The sequence below is a fragment of the Stenotrophomonas sp. PE591 genome (assembly GCF_018320795.1).
In the GTDB taxonomy this organism is placed as follows: Bacteria; Pseudomonadota; Gammaproteobacteria; order Xanthomonadales; family Xanthomonadaceae; genus Stenotrophomonas; species Stenotrophomonas maltophilia.
The window spans coordinates 335,014-353,412 of the sequence record NZ_JAAOKO010000004.1; the positions used below are offsets into that span (position 1 = coordinate 335,014).

Annotated in this window: 17 protein-coding genes; 6 read left to right on the top strand and 11 right to left on the bottom strand. The window is 68.7% G+C overall.

Features of this window, described 5'->3' with window-relative positions; genetic code table 11:
• Positions 1-44 precede the first annotated feature (44 nt).
• The 9 genes from JLDANKMP_RS13420 to JLDANKMP_RS13460 form a co-directional block, all read right to left on the bottom strand.
• Positions 45-803, bottom strand: a complete 759-nt coding sequence (locus JLDANKMP_RS13420; RefSeq protein WP_212561379.1) for a 2,3-dihydro-2,3-dihydroxybenzoate dehydrogenase — start codon at positions 801-803, stop codon at positions 45-47.
• The gene (locus tag JLDANKMP_RS13425; protein ID WP_212561380.1) at positions 794-4,684 is read right to left on the bottom strand and encodes an enterobactin synthase subunit F; all 3,891 of its coding nucleotides are present in this window, start codon (positions 4,682-4,684) and stop codon (positions 794-796) included. Before JLDANKMP_RS13425 ends, JLDANKMP_RS13420 begins: the two co-directional genes overlap by 10 nt.
• Positions 4,681-4,938: a phosphopantetheine-binding protein gene (locus JLDANKMP_RS13430; protein WP_005409947.1), complete on the bottom strand. Its 258-nt coding sequence runs from the start codon at positions 4,936-4,938 to the stop codon at positions 4,681-4,683. The genes JLDANKMP_RS13425 and JLDANKMP_RS13430 overlap by 4 nt, the downstream gene beginning before the upstream one ends.
• Positions 4,938-5,570, bottom strand: coding sequence for an isochorismatase family protein (locus tag JLDANKMP_RS13435; protein WP_212561381.1), 633 nt, complete (start codon positions 5,568-5,570; stop codon positions 4,938-4,940). Before JLDANKMP_RS13435 ends, JLDANKMP_RS13430 begins: the two co-directional genes overlap by 1 nt.
• Positions 5,570-7,222, bottom strand: a complete 1,653-nt coding sequence (locus JLDANKMP_RS13440; protein WP_212561382.1) for an AMP-binding protein — start codon at positions 7,220-7,222, stop codon at positions 5,570-5,572. The genes JLDANKMP_RS13435 and JLDANKMP_RS13440 overlap by 1 nt, the downstream gene beginning before the upstream one ends.
• Complete coding sequence (locus tag JLDANKMP_RS13445; RefSeq protein WP_212561383.1) at positions 7,219-8,412, bottom strand: isochorismate synthase; 1,194 nt, start codon at positions 8,410-8,412, stop codon at positions 7,219-7,221. Before JLDANKMP_RS13445 ends, JLDANKMP_RS13440 begins: the two co-directional genes overlap by 4 nt.
• Positions 8,409-9,605, bottom strand: coding sequence for an MFS transporter (locus JLDANKMP_RS13450; RefSeq protein ID WP_212561384.1), 1,197 nt, complete (start codon positions 9,603-9,605; stop codon positions 8,409-8,411). Before JLDANKMP_RS13450 ends, JLDANKMP_RS13445 begins: the two co-directional genes overlap by 4 nt.
• A gap of 153 nt (positions 9,606-9,758) precedes the next feature.
• Entirely contained in the window at positions 9,759-10,070 is a 312-nt protein-coding gene (locus tag JLDANKMP_RS13455) for a DUF3817 domain-containing protein (protein ID WP_212561425.1), read from the bottom strand.
• 121 nt (positions 10,071-10,191) lie between these two features.
• On the bottom strand, positions 10,192-11,127 hold the full coding sequence (locus JLDANKMP_RS13460; RefSeq protein WP_212561385.1) for a TIGR03571 family LLM class oxidoreductase: 936 nt from the start codon (positions 11,125-11,127) through the stop codon (positions 10,192-10,194).
• Positions 11,128-11,193: 66 nt separating this feature from the next.
• Between JLDANKMP_RS13460 and JLDANKMP_RS13465 the strand changes: the two genes are divergently transcribed.
• The 5 genes from JLDANKMP_RS13465 to JLDANKMP_RS13485 all read left to right on the top strand — a co-directional run bounded on the left by JLDANKMP_RS13465 (position 11,194) and on the right by JLDANKMP_RS13485 (position 15,074).
• Positions 11,194-11,643 carry a GNAT family N-acetyltransferase gene (locus tag JLDANKMP_RS13465; RefSeq protein ID WP_049451603.1) on the top strand — a complete coding sequence of 150 codons (450 nt, stop codon included), beginning with the start codon at positions 11,194-11,196 and terminating at the stop codon, positions 11,641-11,643.
• Positions 11,644-11,772: 129 nt separating this feature from the next.
• On the top strand, positions 11,773-13,293 hold the full coding sequence (locus JLDANKMP_RS13470) for a thioredoxin family protein (RefSeq protein ID WP_212561426.1): 1,521 nt from the start codon (positions 11,773-11,775) through the stop codon (positions 13,291-13,293).
• A gap of 244 nt (positions 13,294-13,537) precedes the next feature.
• Positions 13,538-14,167, top strand: coding sequence for a superoxide dismutase (locus tag JLDANKMP_RS13475; protein WP_049451607.1), 630 nt, complete (start codon positions 13,538-13,540; stop codon positions 14,165-14,167).
• A complete protein-coding gene (locus tag JLDANKMP_RS13480; protein ID WP_212561386.1) occupies positions 14,164-14,739 on the top strand; it encodes a flavin reductase family protein in 576 nt (191 codons plus the stop codon). The genes JLDANKMP_RS13475 and JLDANKMP_RS13480 overlap by 4 nt, the downstream gene beginning before the upstream one ends.
• Positions 14,739-15,074 (top strand): tetratricopeptide repeat protein, encoded by a 336-nt coding sequence (locus JLDANKMP_RS13485; protein WP_005409958.1) that lies wholly within the window; start codon positions 14,739-14,741, stop codon positions 15,072-15,074. The genes JLDANKMP_RS13480 and JLDANKMP_RS13485 overlap by 1 nt, the downstream gene beginning before the upstream one ends.
• Before the next feature lie 5 nt (positions 15,075-15,079).
• Here JLDANKMP_RS13485 and JLDANKMP_RS13490 read toward each other — a convergent pair whose 3' ends face one another.
• Positions 15,080-16,228, bottom strand: coding sequence for an acyl-CoA desaturase (locus tag JLDANKMP_RS13490; protein WP_005413710.1), 1,149 nt, complete (start codon positions 16,226-16,228; stop codon positions 15,080-15,082).
• 11 nt (positions 16,229-16,239) lie between these two features.
• On the bottom strand, positions 16,240-17,310 hold the full coding sequence (locus JLDANKMP_RS13495) for a ferredoxin reductase (RefSeq protein WP_212561387.1): 1,071 nt from the start codon (positions 17,308-17,310) through the stop codon (positions 16,240-16,242).
• Positions 17,311-17,402: 92 nt separating this feature from the next.
• On the opposite strand from JLDANKMP_RS13495, the gene fabR reads away from it, so the two are divergent.
• Positions 17,403-18,059, top strand: a complete 657-nt coding sequence (gene fabR / locus JLDANKMP_RS13500; RefSeq protein ID WP_005409961.1) for an HTH-type transcriptional repressor FabR — start codon at positions 17,403-17,405, stop codon at positions 18,057-18,059.
• Positions 18,060-18,399: the final 340 nt, after the last annotated feature.

The following is an 18,399-nucleotide window of genomic DNA, read 5'->3' on the forward strand; positions in this document are numbered from 1 at the left end:
GCCAGCGGCCGGCCCTACCATTGCCGGCAGGCGGCGGTCGGGGCTCAGCCGCGCAGGGTGGCGCCGCCGTCGACGTACAGGTCGCTCATCGCCACGTGCCCGGCCTGGTCGGAGAGCAGGAACATCACCGAGTGCGCGATGTCCTCGGGGGTGGCCAGCTTGCGCAGTGGAATGCCGGCCTTGTAGGTCTCCAGGTTACCGGCGATTACCCGCTCGGCACCGCGCTCGTCCTGCCACATGCCGGTCTGCATCGGGGTCAACGTGGACCCCGGGGCGACGATGTTGCAGCGGATGCCCAGCGGCGCCAGTTCCAACCCGAGGCAGCGGGTGAACATCGTGGCGGCGGCCTTGGACGCGGCATACGCCGCCATGCCATGCCGCGGCACACCGGCCGCATTCGAGCTGACGGTGACCATCGCGCCCTGCCCGCGCGGCGACATCACCCGCGCCAAGGCACGCCCGACATGGAACACGCCGTCGGTGTTCACCGCGAACACCCGGCGCCAGTCGTCATCGCCGGTCTCGGTCACGCCGCCCACATGCAGCACACCGGCCACGCTGGCCGCCAGCGTGATCGGCCCGATGTTGGATTCGACCTGATCCACCAAGGCGTCGACGGCCGCACTGTCGGTCACGTCAAGAGCAAACGCCTGCACACGTGCATCCGCGAACATGGGTGCCTCGCGATCAGTCGCCACTGCGATGCAACCGGCCTCGACCAACAGCCGTACCAGTGCCTCGCCGATGCCGCCGGCGGCACCGGTCACCAACGCCACGCGGCCTTCAAAACCGGTCAACTGCATGTTGCGATCTCCTGTTGCTCGTCCCATTGGCGCAACCGCGCCGACAACCACGGCGCCAGCTGCGCCACCGCATCGCGGCCGGTCAGCTCGGCGTGCAGGAACGGCAGTTCCAAGGCCTGCACCTTGCGCGCGTGGGTCCGCCACAACGCCGACTGCAGCTGTGGTCGCGCCTGGTGATCCCGGCCCGCGCGGACGTGCACCAGCGTGCCATCGAACGGTTGGTGGATGTGTTCGCGGATCAATCGATTGGTGCCGGTCACCGCGCGCACCACGCCGTCGAGCACCACATCCGGCAGGCTGCCGAGTGCACTGCCACCACGCCGCAGGAACGCCAGAATGCGTTCACGGCTGTCCAGTTCCGGATGCGCATCCGGGTCATGACCGGCAATCGCCAGCAGTGCCCGCAATGCAGCGATGGCATCGGGTTCCGGCTCGGTCCGCCAGCACTCGCTGGGATAGGCGTCCAGAAGCACCAGCTCGCCAACCTCGCGCCCGATCTCGTGGAGGCGCACCGCCATCGCCTGGGCGAGGATGCCACCCACCGACCAGCCCAGCAGATGCACCGGCCCCTTCGGCTGCAATGCGACCACGCGCTGTACGTAGTCGTTGGCCATCGCCTCGATGCTGCTTGGCAGCGGCAGCCGCGCGTCCAGGGCCGGCGACTGCAGGCCATACACCGGGCGTGCCGGCTGCAGTGCCCGGGCCAGGGTGCGGTAGTTCCAGGCGATCCCCCCGGCCGGGTGCAGCACGAACAGCGGCGTGGGCCCGGCAGCGTCGGTCGCGGCCAGCGCGATCACTGGCCCCAGTGCGTGATCGGCCAGCGCGGGCGGCTCGGCAATGCGAACTGCCAGCGCGGCCACGGTGGGCTGGGCAAACAAGGCACCCAGACCCAGATCGCAGCGCCAGCGCTGCTCGATCGCCAGCAGCAGGTGCACCGCCGACAGCGAGTCACCGCCGAGACTGAAGAAGTCCGCATCCACCGCCACCGGCGGCTCACGCCCAAGCGCCTGTGCGAACAGCAACGCCAGCTCCTGTTCCAACGGCGTGCGCGGCGACAAGCCGGCAACTTCAAGTTGCGGTGGCTTCGGCAACGCGTTGCGATCGAGCTTGCCGTTGGCGGTCACCGGCCAGTGGTCCACACCAACGAAGGCCGAGGGCACCATGTAGTCCGGCACACGCGTGGCGAGGTGGCTGCGCAGCGTCACGGCGTCGGCATGCGCCGCTGGAACATAGGCCACCAGACGCGCATCGCCGGGAGCATCCTGGCGCAGCAGCACTTCCACCCGCTCCATGCCAGGCAGCTCGCGCAGTGCCGCCTCGATCTCGCCCAGCTCGATGCGCAGGCCGCGCAGTTTCACCTGGTGGTCGCTGCGGCCCAGGTACTCGACCGCACCATCGCGCCGCCAGCGTGCCACGTCGCCGGTGCGGTAGATACGCTCGCCCGGCAGGAAAGGATCGGCAAGGAAGCGCTCGGTAGTCAGGTCATCGCGACCGAGATAGCCGCGTGCCAGTTGCACACCACCCAGGTACAGGTCGCCGGCCACGCCTATCGGCACCGGCTGCATCCGCGCGTCCAGCACGTACAGGCGGGTATTCCAGACCGGGAATCCGATCGGCACCGGCCGCGAGCGATCCTGCGCCGACGCCGGCCAGTAGCTGACATCCACTGCGGCCTCGGTCGGGCCATACAGGTTATGCAGCTCGGCGTGCACACGCGCGTGGAAGCGGTCGCGGGACGAAGCATCCAGCGCCTCGCCACTGGTGAACACCCGTCGCAGCTGCAGCCCTTCGGAGGCCGGTGCAGCGAGGAAGGCATCCAACATCGATGGCACGAAATGCGCCGTGGTGATGCCATGCTCGCGGATCAGCCGCGCCAGTTCAGTGGGATCGCGATGCCCGTCCGGCCCGGCGACGACCAGCGTGGCTCCGCACAGCAGCGGCAGGAAGAATTCCCAGACCGAGACATCGAAGGTGGCCGGGGTCTTCTGCAGCACGCGGTCGTCGGCACGGATGCTGTAGTGCTCGCGCATCCACAGCAGGCGGTTGACGATGGCACGATGTTCGATGACCACGCCCTTCGGCTCGCCGGTCGAACCGGAGGTATAGATCACATACGCCGCATCGCTGGGCGCCGGATCGGCCCATGGCGCGGCGAAGCTCAGCGCGGTCCACTGCTCCGGCGCGAGCACCGGTACGCCGGCCATGCGCGCCGAATCCTCGGCCGCAGCCAGTACGCACACAGGCTGTGCCGAGGCGAGAATACGCGCCAGCCGCTCATCGGGATGGGCAAGGTCCAGCGGAAGATAGGCCGCGCCTGCGCGCAGCACCGCGACCAGCGCGATCACCAGCTCCAGCGAGCGCGGCAATGCCACCGCCACCACGCTGCCCGGGCCGACATCCATCGCCCGCAGCTGCGCCGCCAGCGCGAAACTGCGCGCTTCCAGCGTTGCGTAATCCAAAGCAGCGTCGCCGAACACCAGCGCAGGCGCGTGTGGGTCCCGATCCATGCCCTGCTGCAGCAGCTCGACCAGGGTCGTCTCCGGCAGCGCGTGCGCGGTGGCATTGAATTCCTGCAGCACCTGCTGCGCCTCCTCGGGCGTCGCCAGGGGCACGGCTGCGATATCGTCAGCCTGCAGCGCCGCCGATACGAAATGCAGCAGCCGCGCCGCGTGCGCCTCGACATCCTCGCGACTGTACAGCGCGGGATTGGCCTCGATTTCCAGATCCAGCAGCGCCTGGCCATCGCCACGGAAGCCCAGCGTCAGGTCATCCACCGGCCCGGTGCACAGCACCTCCAGCGTCGCCTGCACGTCGGCCAGCGCCAGCGGCCTGTAGAACGGCTGCACGTTCACCAACGGACCGTGCAGGCGCTGCTGCGCGCCGACCAGGCCCAGGTCCCGGCGCAGCTGCTCACCGCGGTAACGGCCGTGCTTGCGACCCTGGCTGAGCTGCAGGCCCAGGCCGCGGGTGAAGGCCTCCACGCTGCCCTCGCCGGCCGCCACGCGCAGCGGCAACACATTCATCACCATCGCCGGCACCCGCGCCGACGCGTTGCCGAGCCGCCCCATGTAGGGCACGCCCAGCACCACTTCACCGGCCGCGCTCATCCGCCGCAGGTACTCGGCCGACAACGCGGCCAGCACATCCGGCCAGGGCTGCAGCCAACGCACCGATGCCTGCAGCAGCTGCTCACGGAAGGCCGCATCGAGCGGCTGCACCCAGCGCAGCGCGTCGTCACTGGCCGCGAGCGTGCCGGCCAGGCCCACGCCTGCCGGTGCGCCCTGCATGTGCTCGCGCCACCACTGCCCGGCCAGCGCGCGGCGCGGATCGGCACGATAAGCGGCATCATCGGCCAGCACGCCCGCCAGCCCCGGCAGTGGCTCACCCATGCGACCGGCGTACAACGCGCACACGCGATCGGTGAACAGCGCCATGCCATAGCCATCGGCGGCCAGATGATGCACCCGCAGGTACCAGACCCAGCGCTGCCCGCCCAGCTCAAGCAGCACCTGCTGGCTGATCCGGTCGCGGGCGGGGTCGACCGGGCTCAGCCGGTCGGCGTGCATCAGGCTGCGTGCCGCAGCGGCTGGATCAGCCTCGGCGGACACATCACGCACCGAAAGCAGCGGCACGTGTGCCGGGTCATGCCACTGCAGCGGCTGGCCATCGGCCCCTTCGGCAAAGCGCAGCGCAAATGCCTGGGCTTCGAACGCAGCCTGGTCTGCAGCTGTGACGAACGCGGCCACGTCCAGCGGGCCATCGATCCACACCGCGTGCGCGGTATTGAATGACGGATTGTCCGGCGCCAGCCGCTGTGCAAACCACAGTCCGGTCTGGGCCTCGGTCAATGCCAACGGCGTGGCCAGCGCAGCGGCGTTCATGCGTTCTGCGCGGCCTGCAGCGTCTGCACCACGTTCCACCACTGGCGCAGCGTGGTGTGCTCGGCCAACTGCGAGAACTCAATCGGCAGGCCGGTGTTGCCCCAGGCCAGGACCAGGCCGAGCATGCGCATCGAGTCCAGGTCCAGGTCGATCAGGTTGTCGTCGTCACCGATCTCGGCCGGCGTACATTCCAGAACGCGTGCCACGTCGGCACGCATCCGCTCCAGATCCAGCATCTCAGCGGTGGCAGCCATCACAGCACCTCCAGCAACTGGTCGGTGGTCATCGGCACCCCGCTGGTGCGCGCGATCCAGTGCAGCGCCTGATCGTGATCGGCGCGCGAGAAGTCCGCCACGGCATCGGCGGCAATGAAGGCCTCGATATCACGCTGGAACGCCTCGACCACGGTCGCCGTGCAGCCGATATGGGCGTACACGCCGGTCACCAGCAGCTGGTCGCGCCCGCGCACCCGCATCAGCGTCTCCAGGTTGCTGCGCTGGAACGCGCTGTAACGGTGCTTGACCAGCACGTGCTCGCCCGGCTGCGGTGCCAGCGCGTCGATGATCGGTTCATGGTCGGCGCTGCGGCGCATGCCCGGTCCCCACAGGTCGGCCTGCAGGCCACGGTCACGGCGATCCTGGTCGCCATGCTGGGCGGTGTAGAACACCGGAATACCGTGTGCGCGGCAATGCGCCAGGAGGCGTGCGATGTTGTCCACGGCCGGCCGCAGCGGTGCATTGCCGGCGTCGAATGCGGCCAGGAAGTAGCGCTGCATGTCGTGTACCAGCAGCGCGAGGCGATCGCGCTGCGGGCGCCACGGGCCGCGTGCCTGTGGCAGTTCGGCGGCAGTCGGCAAGGGGTAATCGGTGATACGGGGCAGCGCCATCAGCGCGTTCCTCCTGTCTGTTGCAGATGACGCGCACGCAACTGCGCGCGCAGTTCGCGGCGGCTGATCTTGCCGACCGCGGTGGTATCGAAACTGTCGACGAACACGACCTGGTCGGGAACCTTGAACGCCGCCAGGCCGCGCCCGCGCATCCAGGACTTCAGCGCCGGCGCCTTGAACGGTTCGCCCTGCGGAATCACGAAGGCACAGCTGCGCTCGCCCAGGTACTCGTCGGGAATGGAGACCACGGCCGCATCGAACACACCGGGGTGGGCCAGCAGGTGATCTTCGATCTCTTCGGCGGAGATCTTCTCGCCGGCACGGTTGATGTGATCACCGGCGCGGCCCTGCACCACCAGGTAGCCTCCGGGCAGCTGCTGCACACGGTCACCGGTACGATAGAAGCCGTCATCGGTGAACGAGCGCGCATTGGCCACCGCGTCGTTGTGGTAGCCGCGGATGGTGTACGGCCCACGGGTGAGCAGATGCCCTACCTCGCCTTCGGCCACCGGCTGGTCATGGTCATCGACCACGCGCACTTCATCATCCGGACTGATCGGCCGGCCCTGGCAGGCCACGATCAGTTCCTCCGGGTCATCCAGCCGCGTGTAGTTGACCAGGCCTTCGGCCATGCCGAACACCTGCTGCAGCGTGCAGCCAAGGCCATCGATCACCCGCCGTGCGGCTTCCGGCACCAGTTTGGCGCCGCCTACCTGCAGTACCTGCAGGCTGGACAGGTCATGCTTGCTGGTGGCGGTGGCCTGTGCCCACAGCAACGCCAGCGGCGGCACCAGCCCGCAGCAGGTCACCTGCTCGCGGGCGATCAGCGGGAAGGCCGCATCCGGACCGGGGCCGGGACTGAGCACCACGCGGGCGCCGGCATACAGTGCGCCGAAGAAGCCCGGCGAACTCATCGGGAAATTGTGCGCGGCCGGCAGCGCGACCAGATAGACGCTGTCGCGGTCGATGCCGCAGAGGTCATTGCTGGCGCGGAACGAGTAGATGTAGTCGTCGTGGGTGCGCGGAATCAGCTTGGACAGCCCGGTGCTGCCTCCGGAAATCTGCAGGAACGCCACCGACTGCGGGTCCGGATCGGACGGCAGCTGGCTGCGATCGCCGTGCAGTGCCTCCAGCGCGATGAATTCCGCCGCATCGCCGTCGATCACCACATGGCGAACCGCCGGCACTTCGGCCTGCAGCGCCCTTGCCAACCCGCGATGATCGAAGCCATCGCGCAGTGCGGTGGTGATGTAGGCACTGGCTTCCGCCTTGCTGGCGAAGTGGACCAGCTCGGTGATGCGGTGCGCCGGCAACGCATACACCGGCACCAGGCCGGCGCGGAACAGGCCGCAGACCGTGGTGATGAACCCGGCGGTATTGCCCAGCTGCACCAGCACCCGTTCGCCAGGCTGCAGGCCGAGCGCCAGCAGGCCCGCACCGATCCGGCCTGCCTCATGCCACAGCTGCGCATAGCTCAGGCGTACGTCGCCGGCGACCACCGCGATGTCATCGGCATAGCGTTCTGCACGCTCGCGCAGGAAACCCGGGAAGGTCTCGCCACGCCAGTGACCGGCTTCGCGATAGCGCGCCACCAGCGTGTCGGGCCACACCTGCTGCAGCGGCAGGCGGGAAGAGTCAGTGGAGGTACTCATGCGGCAGGCTCGATGGCGGGCGCGGATTCATGGACACCCAGCGCGTTCAACAGGGCAGCGAACTTCGCTGCGGTTTCGGCCACCTCGGCCTCGGGGTGTGACTCGGCGACGATGCCGGCACCGGCATACAGGCGCAGCTGCGTGCCCTGCAGGCGCGCGCAGCGGATCGCCACGTACCAGTCGCCGTCACCCTGCGCGTCCAACCAGCCCACGGCACCGGCGTAGAAGCCGCGCGGCACCGGTTCCAGCTCGCGGATGCGCTGCAGCGCCGCCAACCGTGGCGTACCGCAGACTGCCGGCGTGGGGTGCAGCTGCGCCAGCAGTTCGGCGGCAGACGTCTGCGGATCCTTCAGGGTGGCGTGGATGCGGGTGCCCAGGTGCCACATGCTGGCGGTGGCATGCAGCACCGGGCGCGGCTGCGCATCGATGTGGCTGCAGTACGGTGCCAGGCCCTCGACGATGGCTTCGACCACGTGGCGGTGCTCGTCGTGGTCCTTGGTCGAGGCCAGCAGCGCCTGCGCCGCACGCTCGTCCTCGGCGGCATCGGCGCTGCGCCGCGCGGAACCGGCCAGCGGATGCGACAACAGCTCGGCGCCGCGCTTGCGCAGCAGCAGTTCCGGCGTCGCCCCCACCAGCCAGGCCGGTGCCTGGCCGAGCTCCACCGGCAACGGCACCGCGTAGGTCGCCACCGACGGATCTGCGCCCAGGCGTGCCAGCAGCACGTCCGGAGACAGCGCCTGGCGGGTCCGTGCCAGCAGGCTGCGCGCCAGCACCACCTTCTGGAGGTTCAGTTCGGGCGCGCGCAGTACCTGCACCGCTGCGGCAACCGCTGACGCATAGTCCTGCGGCGCAGGCTCGGCGCGCAGGGCACCGTCCAGCGGCGGTGCGGCCTGCGGCTGCAGTGCCAGCGCCGGCAGCAGGCGCTCGGGCTGGAATAGCGCATCGTCCGCACGCGGTTCGAACGGCACTGCGCCAACCAGCAGGCCCGGACCGCCACGCTGCCGGGCAAAGAACGCCGAGACGCGTTCTGCCAATGTCGCCAGTGCACCGGCCGGCAGCGTGGCGCGGCAGCCGCGCGCGTGCACGTGCTGGCCGGCATGCTGCAGCAGGAACAGCGACGCGTCGTCGGTGCTGTCCAGTGGCGCCGGCGCGGCCTCCGGCCACGCGCCCTGCATCAGGGAATCGTTCATGGGTTCTCCTTCATCCGATGCGCTGCAGCCAGCGCGCACAGCAACAGCAGCAGCGCACCGACCAGCAGGTAAGGCAGGCTTGGCCCGCCGCGATACAACAGCGTGCCGAGCATCGGCCCGGCCACCATGCCCAGCCCCTGCGCAGCAGCGACGGTGCCGGCGGCGGCGCCCTGCTCGTGCGCCTCCACCGCATCGGCGGCCAGCGCCTGGAACGAGGGGAATACGAAGCCCATGCCAAACGCGGCCAGCGCATACGCCGCCGGCAACTGCCAGGCCTGCTGCACGCCTGCCACCGAGGCAAAGCCAATGCCGGAAATCAGGGCGCCAAGGACGATCCAGCGGCGTGGATGCACCTCCAGCTTCATCACCAGTGCCTGCGCCAGGATCAGGCCGACGCCAACCGCTGTGAGTGCAATGCCGGCCATGCGCGCGCCCGCAGCCGCATCCAGGCCCAGGCGATCAATCGCGAAGAAGCCGACCGTGACCTGCGCGATGGTCACCGAGACCATGGCGATGAACGCCGCCAGCTGCGGCAGGCGCAGGCGCGCGTCGAGGCGGCTCATCGGCGTGCGGCGCTGTGCGGACGCGCCCACCACCGGCGGCGTCGCTGGCAGCCGCCAAGCCAGCAATGCCAGTGCCAGCAACGGCAGCAACGCGGCCACGTACAGCGCCAGCGAAAGATTGGTATAGGCCAGCCAGCCGGCAGCGGCCGGACCCAGTACCATGCCCAGCGCGTTGGCACTGCCCAGCCGGGCGAGGAAACTGGCGCGCTGCCCGGTCGGTGCCTTGTCGGCAATCAGCGCAGCGGCTGTGGGCGGCACGGCCGCGTAGAACAGCCCGATCAAGCCGCGCGCGCCGACCAGCACCAGCACCGACACCAGTACCGGCGGCACCGCCTGCAGGGCGACGTCGATGAACACCGCCAGTGCGATGTAAACCGCCGTATAGGCACTCATCGCCAGGATCAGCACGCGCTTGCGCCCAATGCGGTCGCTGAGCTGGCCCCAGGGGCGCGCGGCCAGCATCCACAACACGCCGGCGGCGGTGACCGACAGGCCGGCATGCCACTCGGACAAACCGAGCATGCGGACCACCGGGCCGATCACGGCGACGAAGGACATCATCGCCATGGTGCCGATCAAGGCAGCCAACACCAGCGCCGGCAAGCCGGGAACGACGGGACGTGCGTGCATGGAACACCAGCCGTAACAGGAAAGGATGGGCGGGCGCACCCGCGCGCCCCACCCGGCACCGGCCCTGCTCAGGACCAGGCACCACCCTTAAATGATAACGGCTCGTATTTGCATTTGATACCCATTCTCTTGAATGGGCATGCAACAACGGGTTCAGCGCATTGCAAGCAGGCCGAGCAGGCCACGGCGCTTGAACCACCACTCCAGCGGCAGCGTCACCAGCGGCGGGATCGCCGCCAACAGGGCCAGGGCACTGGCCCACCACGGCCAGCGCAGGCGCACCGCCGCAAACAGGGTGACTGCCACATAGACCAGGAAGGCCACGCCGTGCAGCGGCCCGAACACCTTCACCAGCGCCACGTTGGCCATCGGGCCGTACTTCATCCACATGCCGATGAGCAGGCCGGCCCAGGTCACGGCCTCGATGAAAGCGACCGCGGCGAACAGACGTCCGGTCGGGTGCATGGGGGAATGTTGGGTCACGTGGGGCTCCGGCATGGGGGTATCAAATGCGAATGATACGCAGATGCGAACCCCATGTAGAGTCGAGCCGTGCTCGACCGCTGGAGCCCACCGAGGTGGACAGCTACCGGAGCGCGTGTGGCCGAACGTGCTCCCCGATCTCACGCAGCACCGCGTCCATCGGCCGCCCGTTGTCGACCAGGTTGAACATCACGTGCGCCACGCCCTGCGCATGCACGCGCAGCAGGTAGTCACGCAGGCCATCGCGGCCGACCTTCAGGCCCAGCGGCAGCGGCTCGGCTGGCGCCTGCGGATCGGCCTGCAGGTCCAGCAGCATCGACTGCACGAACGGCTTGGCTGGCCCACCACGCTGCACCAGCGCCTGCTGCCACAGGCCGATGCGTCCTTCCTGCGCGGCCTCCTCGCGGTGATAGGTGGCCCAGCCTTCGGCCTCGCGCGCGATCCACTGCAGGCTCTGCCGCGCGGTACCCACCACCAGCATCGGGATGCGGGTTGCCGGCGCCGGCAGCACGTCGAAGCCACCCGTCGCCTGCAGTACGGCGGTCCGCTCATCGGCCTCCAGTGACAGCGCCGCGCGCAACAAGGTCCAACGCGCACGGAAGGTCGCCGCCCTGCCCTCCAGATCCTCGCCGAATGCGGCGAACTCTTCCGGGCGGTCCCCCGAACCCAGGCCCAGCACGAACCGTCCGCCGCTGATCCGGTCCAGGCTCAAGGCCGACTTCGCCACCTGCAGCGGCTGCCGCAATGGCAGCACGATGGCCGCGCTGCCGACCACGATGCGTCCGGTCGCGGCAGCCAGCATGCCCAGCCACAGAAACGGGTCATCCAGCGCGCTTGCTGTCGCGTCCGGACCCTGCGGCACCATCAGTGGTACATCACGCGTCCACAATGCGGCAAAGCCCAGATCATCGGCCAGTCGCGCAATGCGCCGCGCCTCATGCGGATCGGCCAGTCCATGCGCGGCGACAGGCGTCATCAGGCCCAGGCTCAGGCCCTGTTGCGGAAACAAGGCAGCGTAAGCAGGATTGAAATCACTCATGCCGCCAGCTTAGCGTGCAGGCCTGCGGCAACGATGACGCGCCGCCCACTACCGGAAGAACACTGCATGCCGACGATCCGCCCTGCCCACGTCGATGACCTGCCCGCGATCAGTGCGGTGTGCCTGGCTGCGTTCACTGCGGCGGTCGCGCCTTCGCTCAGCGCGGCCGGCATCGCCACCTTCGGCAGTGTCGCCGCTGCCGAAGCGTTCGGCGCGCGCCTGCACGGTGACAACCACATCCTGGTGGCCGAGCAGGACGGTCGCGTCGTCGGCGTGATCGAACTGAAGGAGGGTCGGCACCTTGCGATGCTGTTCGTCGATCCCGCCTGCCAGGGCCAGGGCATCGGCCATGCTTTGTTCGAAGCGGTGCTTCCACAGGTGCGCGAGCCGGTCCTGACCGTGCGCGCCTCGCTCAATGCGGTACCGACCTACCTGCGCTATGGCTTTGCGCTGGACGGTGACGTCGGCGAGTTCAATGGGTTGGTGTATCAGCAGATGGTGCGGGCAGCGGCGTGAAGGCATCCGCCCGGCGTTGCCCGGCAATGCCCGGTGGGCGTCATGCCCTGCAGCACGCCCGTCATGAGCAAACTGAATCAGCGGGCTCGCCGGCGGTTCCTACAATGGCCTGTCACCCTGCCCTTCGAGATGCTGCCGATGCGCGTCGCGCTTTCCGTGTTGCTGCTGGCTTTGGCGCTGAGCGCCTGCACCCCGGCGCCGGTTTCCACCGCCAACTCCGCCGAGGCACCCGCGCCGGCGTCCGCCATCGCCTGGCGCCAGGGCGATGTGGACGATGCCTTCGCCGAAGCCGCCGACAGCGGCAAGCCGGTGCTGCTGTACTGGGGCGCGGTCTGGTGCCCACCGTGCAACCAGCTCAAGGCGGGCCTGTTCAAGGACCCGGCCTTCATCGCGCTGACCAGCAAATTCGTGCCGGTCTATCTGGATGGCGACGAGGAAGGAGCGCAGGCCTGGGGTGAGCGCTTCGGCGTACGCGGCTATCCGACCCTGATCGTGCTGGACCCACGGCGCAACGAAATCACCCGCGTGGCCGGCGGCAATGACGCCGCCGAACTGACCCGGGCACTGACCATCGCCGCAGGCCGCCGCAGTGCCGTCGCCGCCACCTTGGCCACCGCGTTGGCAACGCCGGACCGACTGGCCGCCGAAGACTGGCAGGTACTGGGCGACTACGGTTGGGAAGTGGACGCCAACCGCCTCGCCGGCGAGCGCAAGAGCCAGGACGTACTGCGCCAGTTGTCCAAGGCGGCACCGGATGAGGCCCTGCAGCGTCGCTTCGCTCTGCTTGCCTTGGCAACCGCCGAAAAGCCCGATGCCTCGCCCACCGAAGTACGCGAGCTGCTGCAGGCGGTGCTGGCGCAACCGGCGGAAGTGCGCCGCAACCGTGAGTTGCTGGGCTATGCAGGCGTGCAGCTGGTCAAGCAGGCCAGTGCCGGGCCGGCCACCAGCAACACGCTGGGACAGCAGCTGCTGGTCGCACTGGAGCGCGCAGACGCCGAGCGCGGTGATCGCGCCGACGACGCGTTGTCGCGTGCGCTGACCGAAGTATCGCTGGCCCGCCAGCAGCAGCCGAAGGGTGCACTGCCCGCGGCCCTGGTTGAGCGGGTCAAGCAGCGCGTGGCCGCTGCCGATGCCGCCGCCACCGATGCGCATGCGCGCCAGGCCACGATCAGCAGCGCGGTCCATGCGCTGCGCGAGGTTGGCGACGACGCAGGTGCCGAGGCGCTGTTGCTGGCCGAGCTGAAACGCAGCGAGCAGCCGTACTACTACATGCCCGAGCTGGCCGAACTGGCCGAGCAGCGCGGCGACACCGCCGGTGCGCTGGAGTGGTTGAAGCGTGCCTACGACGGTGCGCAGGGCCCGGCCACCCGCGTGCAATGGGGCGTGCTGTACGTGGAGGGCCTGCTGAAGCTGGCGCCGGACGACGCACCACGCATCGAGCAGGCCACCGCGTCGCTGATCGCCGAACTGGAAGCGCAGCCTTCGGGTTACCACCAGCGCACCCGCCAGCGTTTCGAGCGCCTGGCCGGGCAGTTGAAGGCGTGGAGCGGCAAGCACCAGGGTGCGGAGACGCTGGCGCGGCTGCAGCAGCGGATGCAGCAGGCGTGCGGCGAACAGGTTGATGGTGCGTGCAAGGACTGGTTGAGTTGATGATAACGCTGGCAGCGGGCACGTCAGCGCGCCGGTGAGGTTCGAAAAGCGGGTTCTGGTAGTGCCGGCCGCTGGCCGGCAACCCGACCTTCGCTGATTGCCGGCCAGCGGCCGGCACTACCATGCCGCTCTTGCTCCCTTTCACGCATTTCACCCCCCCGCCCCTTGACCTCAACCAATGTTGAGGTGCGATAACGATCTCCCCACGGCCAGCCCTCTGGCCTTCCCCACGGAGATTGCTTCGATGTCGTACTCGCTTCCCCCGCTCCCCTACGCCTACGACGCCCTTGAGCCGCATTTCGATGCGCGCACGATGGAAATCCACCACAGCAAGCACCACCAGACCTACGTCAACAACCTCAACGCCGCCATCGAGCAGGCCGGCATCGCCGAGCAGCCGGTCGAGGCGCTGATCGCCAACCTCGATGCCGTGCCCGAGGCCCAGCGTGGCGCGGTCCGCAACAACGGCGGTGGCCACGCCAACCACAGCCTGTTCTGGACCGTACTCAGCACCCACGGTGGTGCACCTGATGATGAGCTGGCCGCCGCCATCGACCGCGATCTTGGCGGCTTCGATGCCTTCAAGGACGCCTTCACCAAGGCGGCCCAGACCCGCTTCGGCAGCGGCTGGGCCTGGCTGACCAGCGATCGCGATGGCCGCCTGCAGGTGGAAAGCAGCGCCAACCAGGACAGCCCGTTGATGGGTGCAGCCGTGGGCCTGTCGGGCAACACCCCGATCCTCGCACTGGATGTCTGGGAACACGCCTACTACCTGCACTACCAGAACCGTCGCCCGGACTACATCGGTGCGTTCTTCAACATCATCAACTGGGCCGAGGTCGGCCGGCGCTACCGCCAGGCCAGGGCCTCATGAGCGGCGAGACACTGCCGTACGCCGGGCCGTGGGCGGGGGTCTTCCCCGCCCCGGCCCCGGTGCCGTCGGTCCAGATGCCGCCGCGCGCACTGCGGCGGCTGCTCGGCCACTTTCCTACCGGCGTGGCCATCGTCTGCGCACGCGATGCGCAGGGCAAGCCCATCGGCCTGACCATCAATTCGTTCGTGCCGGTGTCATTGCAGCCGCCCCTGGTGCTGTGGAACCTCGCATTGCACGCGCAGAGCCTGTCCACCTTCCAGCGCGCCACCCGCTTTGCGATCAGCGTGCTGGCGGCCGACCAGGAAGCGCTGGCCCGGCGCTTTGCCGATCCGCAGGTGCGCAACCGCTTCGACGGCCTGGCATTGCTGGATGACGACGAGGACGCCCCACCGCGCATCGCCGGTGCGGTCGCCCATCTCACCTGTACCCGCCACGCCCAGTGGCCGGTGGGCGATCACCTGCTGCTGGCCGGCCGCATCATCGAAGTGCACGAGAACGGCGGCGCGCCGCTGCTGTTCCATCGCGGCCGCTTCCAGCCCGGCCCGGCCGAGCTGCTGGTGGAGGTGCGCTGATGAACATCGAGGCTCTGGAATGCATGCTCGCCGCCGGCAAGGACGGCGCGCTGCTGCGCTTCGGCCTGGGCAAGGGCTGGCTGGATGCCGGCAATCCGGTGCGCGCGGCCACCCATCTGGGCCGTTGCGTGGTGCTTGATCCGCAGTACTCGGCGGCGTGGAAGCTGCTGGGCAAGGCCTGGCTGGCCAGTGGCCAGCCGCAGGCGGCGCGCGAAGCATGGCAACGCGGCCTGAGCGTGGCCGGCAGCAAGGGCGACCAGCAGGCACGCAAGGAAATGCAGGTGTTCCTGCGACGCCTGGACCGCGAGCAGGCGGACCTGGCGAAAGCGGGCTGAGTCGATCAGCCCGCGTTGGCCGATGCCGGTGCGGACATGATGTCCGACATCGGCAGGCGGCGCGGCTTGCTCGGGAACGCGTGGCGCAGGATGCGCCAGACCACCTGCCCGAACTGGCGCGGCAGCGAGCCGTTGTTGTAGTGCTGGCCGTAACGGCGGCAGATGTCCTTCACTTCCTTGGCGATGGCCGCATAGCGGTTGGCCGGCAGGTCCGGGTAGAAGTGGTGCTCGATCTGGTGGCTGAGGTTGCCCGACAGCACGTTGATCAGGAAGCCGCCACTGATGTTGGACGACCCGCGCAGCTGGCGCAGGTACCAGTGGCCGCGCGATTCATTGCGCAGGCATTCCTTCGGGAAGGTTTCCGATTCGGCGGTGAAGTGGCCGCAGAAGATGATCACGTAGGTCCAGATGTTGCGCAGGCCGTTGGCCACCATGTTGCCCAGCATCACGGTGAGGAAGAACGGGCCGGCCAGCAGCGGGAAGAACACGTAGTCCTTCAGCACCTGGCGGGCCATTTTCCGCGCCACCGGGCGGGTCTGCATCCACATCGCACGGCCGCTGATGCGGCCCTTCAGCCAACGGCCCAGGCGCAGGTCCTGCGCGGCCACGCCCCACTGGAACAGCAGCGCGAAGATCGGTGCGATGATCGGCTGCAGCAGGTAGAACGGCTTCCAGCGCTGTTCCGGGAAGATGCGCAGCAGGCCATAGCCGATGTCATCGTCCATGCCACGCACGTTGGTGTAGGTGTGGTGGCGGAAATTGTGGGTCTTGCGCCAGTTGTCGGCGGTGGCAACGATGTCCCACTCGTAGGTGTTGCCGTTGAGCTTGGGGTCGCCGGTCCAGTCGAACTGGCCGTGCATGACGTTGTGGCCCAGCTCCATGTTCTCCAGGATCTTCGACAGCGCCAGCAGCAGCGTGCCGGTGATCGCAGCCGGCCACAGCAGCGGCATCCAGAACAGTGGCGAGAACGCCGCAAGGAACAGCAGGCCACGGCCACCCACGCCGAACCAGCGCACGGCGGCAGCCACGCGGCGGATGTAGCGGGTATCGGAGGCGCCGAGGCTGCCGATCACACGGTCGCGGATCGCGTCCAGTTCCTCACCGAAGGCATGCATCTCGGCAGTACTCAGGGCACGGTCGGTAGCGCGGGTCATGGCAGGCGTCCTCAGAGATCCAAAGTCAGGTCGGTGGTCGGTGCGCTCACGCAGATCCGCACCGGCTGTGCCGATTCGGACTGCAGGTCGCCGGTGCGCAGATGGCGGGTGGCGCCACTGACGCGATCACAGGTGCAGGTATTGCAGATGCCCATGCGGCAACCATGCTTGGGCTTGATGCCATGGGCTTCGAGGCTTTCCAGCAGCGAGCGGCCACGCGGCACGCTCAGCTGGCGGCCACTGCGCGCAAGCGTCAGCGACACCTCGCCTTCGCTGCTGGCACCGCGCAGCGGCGCCGGCGGGGTGAAGGCTTCGGCCTGGAAGCCAGCCACCTGCTGCGCCAGGCGTTCACGCGCGGCGGCAACAAAGCCGTCCGGGCCGCAGGCCAGCACATGGCGCTGCGCCAGCGGCGTGTCATCGCCGGCCACCTGCAGATCATGGATATCGATTCGCGCGGCCGGCACCTCACCCTCGCGGGTGGTCAGCAGGTGCACGCGCAGGTTCGGATGCGCCGCGGCCAGCGCCTGCAGCTCATCACGGAACTGCAGATGGGCAGCGGTGCGCTCCCAGTAGAACAGGTCCACCGGCGCTGCCAGCGGGCGCTGGCAGGCGTCGCGCAACAGGCTGCGCATCGGCGTGATGCCACTGCCGGCAGCCAGCAGCAGCACCGGCGCCGCGGCCGGCATATGGAACTCGCCGAAGGCGGCATCGAGGCGAAACAGTTCGCCCGCCTGCGCATGGTTCACCAGGTGCTGGCTGACCCGGCCGCCATCGACCGCCTTGACGGTGATCGCCAGCTCGCGCCGACCCAGTGCGGTGGGGCTGTAGCTGCGCTGCCACAGGCGTCCTTCAATCTCGACGCCGAGGGTGACGTGCTGGCCAGCGCGCATGCCGGCCCAGTGCCGGTTGGTGCGCAGGACCAGGGTCGCCGCGCCCTCGCCGGCCGGCTCACGCCGGACCAGGCGGGCCACCGGCTCGCGCAGGGTCCACAGGGGATTGAGCTGGCCCGCCCAGAAATCGAACAGCGACGGCGAGACCCAGCGGTACGGAGAGAACAGGGACGGACGGACGACAGCGCTCATGAGCGAACTATACGGGCGCACATACACCTGTGTATACATGTGTATATTGAACCGGATTGGGTATGATTCAGCCTCGCCCCACCGGAACCCCCATGGCCGCCGCCACCGCCTTGTCGACGCCCGAAGATGCCAACAGCCCGGCCCGCCGTACGGTGAGCCGCGAGGATCTGCTGGCCGCCGCCCTGAAACTGATCGGGCCGCACCGCAGCCTGTCCACGCTCAGCCTGCGCGAAGTGGCACGTGAGGCCGGCATCGCGCCGAACAGCTTCTACCGTCAGTTCCGCGACATGGATGAACTGGCCGTGGCGCTGATCGACGCCGCCGGCCGCTCGCTGCGCACCATCATCGGCGAGGCCCGCCAGCGCGCCACCTCCACCGCCACCAGCGTGGTGCGCGTTTCCGTGGAGACCTTCATGGAGCAGCTGCGCGCCGACGACAAGCTGCTGCACGTGCTGCTGCGCGAAGGCGCGGTCGGCTCGGACGACTTCAAGCACGCGGTCGAACGCGAGCTGCACTACTTCGAAGAAGAGCTGCAGCACGACCTGGTACGCCTGGCCGCACTGGATGGCGCCGTACTGCATGCCCCGGAACTGGTGGCCAAGGCCATCACCCGGCTGGTGTTCGCGATGGGCGCCACCGCCATGGACCTGCCGCCGGAGAAGGATCCGGAACTGGTCGAGCAGATCTCCACGATGATCCGCATGATCATCGTCGGCGCCCGCACCCCCGCCGCGTTCCGCCGCGGCTGATCGAGGCCCCTGGGTCGGATCCCTTTCCAGAGGAAAGGGCTCTGACCCGCACACACCTGGACTCCAGCCTCCCACACGGCACTGCCGTGCCGGTGAACCGTGGGCGCCATCACAGAACTGTGTCGCGAATGCGCAGGTTGGAGATCCTGCACGCGCCATTCACTGAGATCTCATGCACGCTGAATTATTCAGACCGCGCACTCCATTCAGTTTGGTGAGTTATTGAACGGGGTTTGAATCCGGCAAGTACCGCTGCAGTCGTTTCAGATTAATTGCATGGCCCAGGCAAGACCCGATCCGCACAGTGCCGCCTCCGGTCCTGCGGATGCGGGTCCACCCC